We start from the raw sequence: 8,013 nt of genomic DNA, 5'->3' as shown, positions 1-8,013 counted from the left end.
AGCCCGGGGGGCTGTCGGAAGGGATCAGCCGCGTGCCAGCATTTCGTGCGGCCGGAGGGGACGCCGCGCAGCGGTGGCCCCGGAGGGAATCCCCCCCAGCTGGTCTTCCGATGCCTCGCCAGGAGCCCTCACTCGGCGCGGAGCATGGGGGATTCGAAGTCGCTGAACCACAGCCTCGACCGCGCCATCATGGAGTTGGAGGGCGGCATGAAAGTCATGGGCATCGTGGGTTGGAGCGGCAGCGGGAAGACCAGCCTGGTGGTCGAGGTGCTGCCGATCCTCCGGGGGATGGGGCTGAAGGTCTCGACCATGAAGCACGCCCATCACCGCTTCGATGTGGACAAGCCCGGGAAGGATTCCTTCCGGCACCGCGAGGCCGGGGCCTCGGAGGTCCTGGTGGTCACCTCCTCGCGCTGGGTGCTGATGCACGAGTCCCGGGAGGAGCCCGACCCCAGCATCGAGTCCCTCATCGAGCGCATGACGCCCGTGGACCTGCTGCTCATCGAAGGATTCAAGACCCACCAGCACCCCAAGCTGGAGATCCACCGCGAGTCCGAGGGCAAGCCCCTGCTCTGCACCGAAGATCCCGGCATCGTGGCCGTGGCCAGCGACCGGCCGCTGCCCGGCCTGGCGATCCCGGTGCTGGACTTGAACAACCCCGGCGCCGTGGCCGAGTTCATCCTCGCCCATGCGGGCCTGGACCGGGCCTGATCGCGCCAGGCACCCCTCAGGCCATGTAGTGCTTGTAGAAGTACCAGGCCGAGAGGATGAAGCCGATGGACACGACGCCGATGCGCACGGTCTTGCGGCCGACGCGGTGGGCCATGTGGGAGCCGAACAGGCCGCCCAGGCCCGCGGCCACCGCCATGATGCCGACGAGGGCCCACTGGACATTGCCGGGGTGGCGCAGGAACTCCATGGCCAGGAAGGCGAAGATGGCGATGCCGTTGATGCAGAGGGCCAGCAGGTTCTTGAGGCCGTTCATCTGGTGGATGTCCGTGAGGCCCAGGAGGCTCAGCGCCGCCAGCATGAGGATGCCGATGCCCGCGCCGAAGTAGCCGCCGTAGATGCCCACGATGAACTGGAAGATCATGGCGCCGACCCACCAGCCCGGGGTGCGGTCGTGGCTTCCCATCCTCTTCAGGATCTTGTTGACCGGATCGTTCAGCGCCAGCAGGATCGTGGCCACCAGGATCAGCCAGGGCACCAGGTTGTCGAAGACCTTCTGGGGCGTGACGAGCATGAGCCAGGCGCCCAGCGCGCCGCCCAGCAGGGAGGGCGGCATCAGGCGGAGGGCGAACTCCCGGATACCCACCAGATCCTCGCGGTGGCCCCAGAAGCCTCCGATGGAGCCCGGCCACAGGGCGAGCGTGCTCGTCACGTTGGCCTGCTGGCCTGTGAGGCCGATGCCCAGCAGCGAGGGGAAGGACACGAGCGTCCCTCCCCCCGCGATGGAATTGATGGCGCCGGCGGCGAAGGCCGCGGCCATGACCGTGAGCGCGTGTCCGATGTGCATCCACCTAAGATGACAGGGGCACGGTCTGACCAGAAGACCGCTACTTCCACTTGAAGGGATAGAGCGGTTTCTTCGTGGCGTACTCCGGCGGCCACACCGTCTCGTGCCTGCCGTTCTGGATCTGCTCCACCAGCATCTGGTGCTTGTTCTGGTTCATGTAACCGTTGTAGTCCACAAACCTCACGTCGCCCATGATGCCGTTCCAGTGGCCTCCGCGCAGCTCCCCGCGGAGCCGCTCGCGGTCGCCGCCCACCTTGGCCGCGGCCTCGGCCATGACCATCATCGAGGCATAGGCGTTGGCGGCGTGGTAGGGGACCTCGGACTTGCCGAACTTCGCCTTGTAGCGCGCCCCGAAGTCCTTGGCCCCGGGCCAGCTGACGTCCGTGGTCCACTGGGTGCTGGAGAACACGCCATGCGAGATGGCCTGCTCCCGGGCGAACTCCGAGGACGCGAACCCCGCGCCCGCGCCCAGGAAGGCCTGGGGCTGGAGGCCCACCTCGCGGGCCTGCCGCATGAGCAGGATGCCGTCGGCCACGTAGGACACCATGAACACGAGGTCGGGCTTTGCGGCCTTCACCTTCGCCAGCGTGGAGCGGTAGTCCGGGGAGCCGGCCTGGTAGGCCTCCTCCATCACCACCTGGATGCCCACCTGGCCTGCGTAGGCCTTGGCGGACTTCGCGCCGGAGGTGCCGAAATCGGTGTTCTCGTTCAGGATGGCCATGGTCTTCGGCTTGCCCAGCTTCTGGGCCATGGAGATGAGGATGGAGGCGTAGTCCTCGGTCGTGGCGCTGAGGCGGAAGACGTACTTCTGGTTCTGGCGGGTGATGTCCTCCTTGGAGGCCACGGGTACCAGCAGGGGCACCCTGTACTTCTCGGCCAGTTTGGACACGGCATTGGCGCAGGCGGAGCTGTAGGGGCCCACCACGGCGGCCACGCGATCGCGGGTGGCCAGCTTCTCGAAGGCGGACATGGAAACCTGGGGCTTGCCGGTGTCGTCCTCGGAGACCAGATCCACCTTGATGCCCTTCTTCTGGAGGTCCTCGATGGCCAGCTTGTAGCCATTGCTGATGTACTCGCCGATGGGCGCCTGGGTGCCCGTCACGCAATTGATGACGCCGAGCTTCACCGGCGTCTGGGCCTGCACGGCGAGTCCGAACGCCAGAAGCGAGGAGAGGATCCTCAGGTTCATGGGTGCCTCCGGGGCTGTGGTTGGGTGGCTGACACCCTACCACGTACCGGAACGGAGGTTCAGACAGGAATCAGGTCCATGCGGACCAGGGCCGCGCCGCCCAGGCCCGGCGCCAGGGCCAGATCTCCGGCGCCTCCGTCGAGGCGCAGGAGGTGCCTGGAACCCAGCTGTAAATTCAAGGCCGGCACCGCCACCGCACCCTGCGCCACGAACAGGAGGGTGGTGGCCTCGGACAGCCTGATCGTCTGGGAGGCCCCCAGGTGGACGACCTCCATGCCGCTCCGGCAGGTCCGGGGATCCACCATGAGGTTGAGGTCCGTGCAGGGCCCGTCCAGGAGGGTGGCCACGGCGGGCCAGTCGCCGGAGAACCGGAGCGGCCGGAGCGGTTCCGGAAGGGCCATCCGGCCCCGGGGGCCGAAGTCGAGGTCCATGCCCTCGCCTTCCAGCAGGAGCAGCCAGCGCTCCAGGCCGGGGAAGGCGGAGAAGGGGCCAGAGGCCGCCACCTCCGCCGAGCTGAGACGCCAGCGGAAGCCCGTCTCCAGGGTGGCGCCCGGCGGGTCCGCGGCCAGCTCCAGCGTGGTGCCCCCGCCGTTCTTCCAGGGCATGAGTCGGCCCTCGGAGGGCTTCAGGTGAGTCCAGTCCATCCACCATCCTAGGCGGGTTATCCTGTCGGGATGCATCTGTCCTGGCCCTCGCCGGCGCGCGTCGCGCTCGTCCTCGCCCTGCTCTGGGCGCTCTACGTGCTGGTCTGGACGCCGGGCCCCCCTTCCCTGAGGATGCTCGGCCTGTACCCCAAGAAGCTGGGCTCCCGCGTGGTGGGCTGGGCCGCCAGCCGCAACCTGCCCGCCGCCTGGCGCGAGCCCCTGCTGGACCGCTTCGCGGGCCACTACGGCATCGACCTGGCGGAAGCGGAACTTCCCCTCGGGGACTACCCCAGCTTCCAGGCCCTCTTCACGCGGCGCCTGAAGGCGGGCCTCCGGCCCCAGGACGGCGCTGTCCCCGGCGGCCTGAACAGCCCCGTGGACGCCCGCATCATCGCCTGCGGCCCCATCCGGTCCGGCACCGCCATCCAGGCCAAGGGGCTCCCCTATCAGGTATCCGAGTTGCTGAAGCACGAGCGGAGCGCGGACCGGTTCGAGGGCGGGCACTACCTCACGCTCTACCTCTCGCCCAGGGACTACCACCGCATCCATGTGCCCCTCGAAGGCCGGGTCAGCGCCGTCAGCCGCGTGGAGGGCGAGCTCTGGCCTGTGAACGACGCCAGCACCGGCAGCGTCCCGCGCCTCTACGAGCGCAACCGCCGGGCGGTGTGGATGGCGCTGGGCAAGGGCTCCTGCGAGGGCCTGGAGGTGGCGGCCGTGCTGGTGGGTGCCACGCACGTGGGCGGCGTGGTGATTGACGGGCGCTGGCTGGGCGGCCGCGACCTGCCGAAAGATGGGGGCTTCCCCGTGGACCTCCTCCCCTGCGCCCCCGGCGACGACCTCGGCACCTTCGAGTTCGGGTCCACCGTGGTGCTGCTCATCGGCGGGCCCAGGGCCAAGGATTGGGTGCCGCAGCGCACCGAGGGCGGCGTGAAGGTGGGACAGCGGCTGGGGGCGTACCGGTGAGCGAGATGGAGATCTTCAACCAGGACCCCCTCTGGGATGAGGGTGGCGATCTCCCCGGGGCCCTGGAGGCCCTGTTCACAGCCGCGGGCGAGGTGCTGGACCTGGCGCGCCTGCGGGAGCTCACGGGCCTGGGGGACGGCGCCCTCCAGCAGGGCATCGAGAAGCTGCAGGAGCGGCTCGGCGGTGCCAGCGGCCTGCGCCTCCTGGAGGTCGGCGGCGGCTGGCGCATGGCCACCAGCCCGCTCTACAAGGAGATGGTCGCCCGCCTGGTGACCACCACCCGCAGCGGCAAGCTCACCCCCGCCCAGATCGAGACGCTGGCCATCATCGCCTACCGCCAGCCCGTCACCATCACGGAGCTCAATGCCATCCGCGGCGTCACCAGCAGCGCCAACCAGGTGAAGAGCCTCATGGAGCGCCAGCTCATCAGTCCCGCGGGCCGCAAGCCCGTGGTGGGCCGCCCCATGACCTACGCCACCACCCAGGCCTTCCTGCTGCACTTCGGCCTGAAGAGCCTCCACGACCTGCCCCGGCTGGAGGATTTCGGCGAAGGCCGCCTGGAGGCCCAGGCCCTGACGGCCCTGGAGCCGCCCCTGCCCGAGGATGGGCTGTTCGGCGAAGGCGTGCTGGAGCCGGCGGCGGACCTGCCCGAGGAAGGGATTGAACCATGAGTCAGCCCACCACCCTCAGCCTCCAGGAGCATCCCGAGGGCCCCAGGAAGGTCGAGAGCCCCACGGGCTTCATCCTCCAGCCCTGGCAGAAGGGCTGCCTCCTGGTGGTGCTGCTCGGCGTCCTCTACCTCCGCATCTGGCGCCGGAAGCAGACCCACACCCTCGTGTGCAGCCACTGCGGGAAGAAGAACCCCCCGCACCAGAGCAACTGCCAGAAGTGCGCCGCGCCGCTGCTGAATCTGCATCGGTGAGGGCTGTCGGCTGTCAGCTGTCAGTAAAAGCAGGCCGCTCCCGACTGAGAGCTGACAGCTGAGAGCTGATAGCTAAAATTCAATATCGATCGATTCTTCGGCGAGATCGTTCTCTTCGCCCAGCACTTCGCAGGCGGCGCCGTACATCTGGAGGACGGCGGTCTTGCGGTTGCTCAGGCTGGTGAGCAGTTCCTTCACGCGCTGCACTTCCGAGGCGATGGTGTTGTTGATCTGGGACACCTCCGAGCGGCAGCGCTCGCGGGTGGTCTCGTAGAAGGCCTTCTGATCCGGGCTGAGATCCATGGGAACTCCCTGGGCATGACGAAAGGGTGCGGGAAAGCCGATCTTATCCCGATCGCGGGGCCGGGGCCACCCACTCAGGACCAGCGGGCGATGACCAGGAGGGCCACGAGGACGGCCGCGAGACCCAGGATCGCCGGCAGCATCCACCGGGGGCGCGGCGCGGTGTCCGGGAGCGGCTCGATGGGGTCCAGGGCTTCCTCGGGGTGCTCCAGGGCCTCCTGGGGCGCCGGGGCCGTCCGGATGAGGGTATCCGCCGGCAGGCCCAGGTTCCGGTGGGCGCCGCTGGAGAACGTCGTCGGCGGCGGGAACTTGGTGGCGACCAGGTGGTCCAGGTTCTCGGGCGTGGCATGGAGCAGGGCCTGCATGTATTCCGCCACGTCGTGTTCCGTGACGGGCGTGCCCAGCCGGAGCAGGTAGTCGCGCAGGTCGCGTTCCATGAAGCGGGCCGAGGGATAGCGGTGGTCCACGCCCTTCTGGAGGGCCCGGCTCACGATGGCGGCCATCTCCTTCGAGACCTTCGGATTGAGGGAGAGCAGGTCCGACACGCGGCCCAGCCGCACCTTCTCGAGAACGCCCAGCTCCGAGTCAGCCTGGAAGCAGCGCTCGCCGGTGAGCAGCTCGAACAGCACCAGGCCCAGGGAATAGAGGTCCGAGCGGTTGTCCAGAGGCTGGCCCGTGGCCTGCTCCGGGCTCATGTACAGCAGCTTCCCCTTCAGGGCCCCGGCCACCGTGTGGCTGGCCTTGCTGGCGGCCTTGGCGATGCCGAAATCCACGAGCTTGACGGCGCCCTCGGTGGAGAGGATCACGTTCTGAGGGCTGATGTCCCGGTGGACCAGCTTCAGTTCGCGGTCGTCGAAGCCCCGCTTGCGGTGGGCGTAGTCCAGCGCCGCGGCCACCTTCATCACCACGAAGGCCGCCACCTGCTCGGGGAAGGGCCGGCCGAGCTCCCGCACCTTCCGCAACAGCGTCCGGAGATCCCGGCCGTTCACGTACTCCATGGCGATGTAGTAGGAGCTGCCGGCCTTCCCCAGGTCGAAGATCTGCACGATGTTCGGATGGGTCAGCTGGGCCGCCAGCTTGGCCTCGTCGATGAACATCGTGACGAAGTCCTCGTTGTCGCTGAAGTGCGGCAGGATGCGCTTGATGGCCACGATCTTCTGGAAGCCCTGCACGCCCCGCTGCTGGGCCTTGAACAGCTCCGCCATGCCGCCGATGGCGATCTTCTCCAGCAGGAAGTAGTTCCCGTACTCCTCCAGGATCTCCGGCGCCCCGGCCGCCACCGGCTTGGCCTCCTGCTCCGGCGCCGTCCCCGGGGCCTCTGCGGGCCCGCCCGACCAGGCGAAGGGATCGTTGACTCCGGAGATGTCGCTGAGGGTGAAGTCGGAAGGCCCCAGCGGCCCCTCCGGCGTGGGAGCCGCCGCCAGAGCGGAGGCTGGGGCGGAGGCTGGGGTGGAGGCAGGAGCCGCGGCCAGGGCCGGGACCACGCGCACCAGGTTGCGGACCGGGGCCGGTTCAGGGAGGGCCTCCACCTCCTCGATCACCCGGCCGAAGATCTCCGCGGCGCTGAGGGGGGGCTGGCCGGCCGGGGGCGCAGCCAGGGGAGGCTCGGCCGGGGAAGCGGCGGGCTCCTGGCCCCCTTCCAGATCCGCCAGCAGGTCGCCGAAGATGTCCGTGGTGGTGAGCTTGGCGGATCCGGGACGGTAGCGCCGCAGGACGGCCGCGATCTCGGGATCGGGCAAGGTCCGCTCGAGGTACTCCTGCACCCCGGATCCCGACGGATCCCCGGCCTCGGGCCCCTCGACGAGCACCAGCACCGGCAGGCGGGGGTTCTGCTCCCGCAGGCGGCGGATCAGGTCGCCTTCCGCCCCGGCGGCCGCCGCGTCCAGGATCAGCAGGTCCGGATCCCGCCCCGCCTCCAGGAAGGCCCCTGTCCCCTCGTGGCGAATCCACTGGACGTCCCAGCCGTCGGCCTCCATGGCGGACACCAGTCCAGGAGTCCGCAGGGACTCACCGTCCACGATGAGCAGAAGGGGGCGCGGCATGGGGTTCCGTGAAGAAGCAGTGAGGGTCCAGGGTAGCGGGAGGCATTCCTCCTGGCCATAAGCCCTTTGGTGGAGTAGACTTTTCGTTCGGCCCGCCCCTGCCTCGCAGGTCGCGGCCAAATCCACGGGAAAGGAGGTGCATCCACATGCCTTTGGTCAAGGTCAAAGAAGACGAAACCTTCGAGTTCGCCCTTCGCCGCTTCAAGCGGAAGTGCGAGAAGTCCGGCATCCTCAGCGAGCTGAAGAAGCGCCAGCACTACGAGAAGCCCAGCACCAAGCGCAAGCGCAAGATGCTCGCCGCCCGCAAGAAGACGCTGAAGCGTCTCGCGCAGGAACGCCGCATGATCGGCTGATCCTGTCTTCGTGCCAAGCTGCGCTTTGCACGCAAAGGGCCCGCGGAAGCGGGCCCTTTTTGTTTTACTGAAGACTGAGCC

Annotated in this window: 10 protein-coding genes; 5 read left to right on the top strand and 5 right to left on the bottom strand. The window is 68.6% G+C overall.

Translation table 11 applies throughout. The features are described from left to right. Positions 1–207: 207 nt before the first annotated feature. A complete protein-coding gene (mobB, locus tag G398_RS0106515; protein ID WP_026852998.1) occupies positions 208–711 on the top strand; it encodes a molybdopterin-guanine dinucleotide biosynthesis protein B in 504 nt (167 codons plus the stop codon). A 16-nt stretch (positions 712–727) separates the two neighbouring features. Here mobB and G398_RS0106510 read toward each other — a convergent pair whose 3' ends face one another. Genes G398_RS0106510 through G398_RS16755 form a run of 3 tightly spaced genes read right to left on the bottom strand, consistent with a single transcriptional unit; the run spans position 728 to position 3,349 of the window. Further along, complete coding sequence (locus tag G398_RS0106510; RefSeq protein WP_052571602.1) at positions 728–1,516, bottom strand: sulfite exporter TauE/SafE family protein; 789 nt, start codon at positions 1,514–1,516, stop codon at positions 728–730. 40 nt (positions 1,517–1,556) lie between these two features. Continuing rightward, positions 1,557–2,705 (bottom strand): ABC transporter substrate-binding protein, encoded by a 1,149-nt coding sequence (locus G398_RS0106505; protein ID WP_026852996.1) that lies wholly within the window; start codon positions 2,703–2,705, stop codon positions 1,557–1,559. 59 nt (positions 2,706–2,764) lie between these two features. Then, complete coding sequence (locus G398_RS16755; protein ID WP_052571600.1) at positions 2,765–3,349, bottom strand: HutD/Ves family protein; 585 nt, start codon at positions 3,347–3,349, stop codon at positions 2,765–2,767. A 30-nt stretch (positions 3,350–3,379) separates the two neighbouring features. On the opposite strand from G398_RS16755, the gene asd reads away from it, so the two are divergent. Genes asd through G398_RS0106485 form a run of 3 tightly spaced genes read left to right on the top strand, consistent with a single transcriptional unit; the run spans position 3,380 to position 5,234 of the window. Beyond that, a complete protein-coding gene (gene asd, locus G398_RS16750; protein ID WP_043483981.1) occupies positions 3,380–4,312 on the top strand; it encodes an archaetidylserine decarboxylase in 933 nt (310 codons plus the stop codon). A gap of 5 nt (positions 4,313–4,317) precedes the next feature. Continuing rightward, the gene (scpB, locus tag G398_RS16745; RefSeq protein ID WP_245576280.1) at positions 4,318–4,983 is read left to right on the top strand and encodes an SMC-Scp complex subunit ScpB; all 666 of its coding nucleotides are present in this window, start codon (positions 4,318–4,320) and stop codon (positions 4,981–4,983) included. Then, the gene (locus G398_RS0106485; RefSeq protein WP_026852995.1) at positions 4,980–5,234 is read left to right on the top strand and encodes a zinc ribbon domain-containing protein; all 255 of its coding nucleotides are present in this window, start codon (positions 4,980–4,982) and stop codon (positions 5,232–5,234) included. The genes scpB and G398_RS0106485 overlap by 4 nt, the downstream gene beginning before the upstream one ends. Before the next feature lie 72 nt (positions 5,235–5,306). On the opposite strand, the gene G398_RS0106480 is transcribed toward G398_RS0106485, so the two are convergent. Beyond that, a complete protein-coding gene (locus tag G398_RS0106480) occupies positions 5,307–5,537 on the bottom strand; it encodes a hypothetical protein (protein WP_026852994.1) in 231 nt (76 codons plus the stop codon). A 74-nt stretch (positions 5,538–5,611) separates the two neighbouring features. After that, positions 5,612–7,579 (bottom strand): protein kinase domain-containing protein, encoded by a 1,968-nt coding sequence (locus G398_RS19425; RefSeq protein ID WP_052571596.1) that lies wholly within the window; start codon positions 7,577–7,579, stop codon positions 5,612–5,614. A 146-nt stretch (positions 7,580–7,725) separates the two neighbouring features. Between G398_RS19425 and rpsU the strand changes: the two genes are divergently transcribed. Then, complete coding sequence (gene rpsU, locus G398_RS0106470; protein ID WP_026852993.1) at positions 7,726–7,932, top strand: 30S ribosomal protein S21; 207 nt, start codon at positions 7,726–7,728, stop codon at positions 7,930–7,932. The last annotated feature ends 81 nt before the right edge of the window (positions 7,933–8,013 follow it).

This window comes from Geothrix fermentans DSM 14018 (assembly GCF_000428885.1).
GTDB classification, from domain to species: domain Bacteria; phylum Acidobacteriota; class Holophagae; order Holophagales; family Holophagaceae; genus Geothrix; species Geothrix fermentans.
Note: the sequence above shows the minus strand (reverse complement) of the source record. Positions and strands in the feature narration are given on the sequence as shown.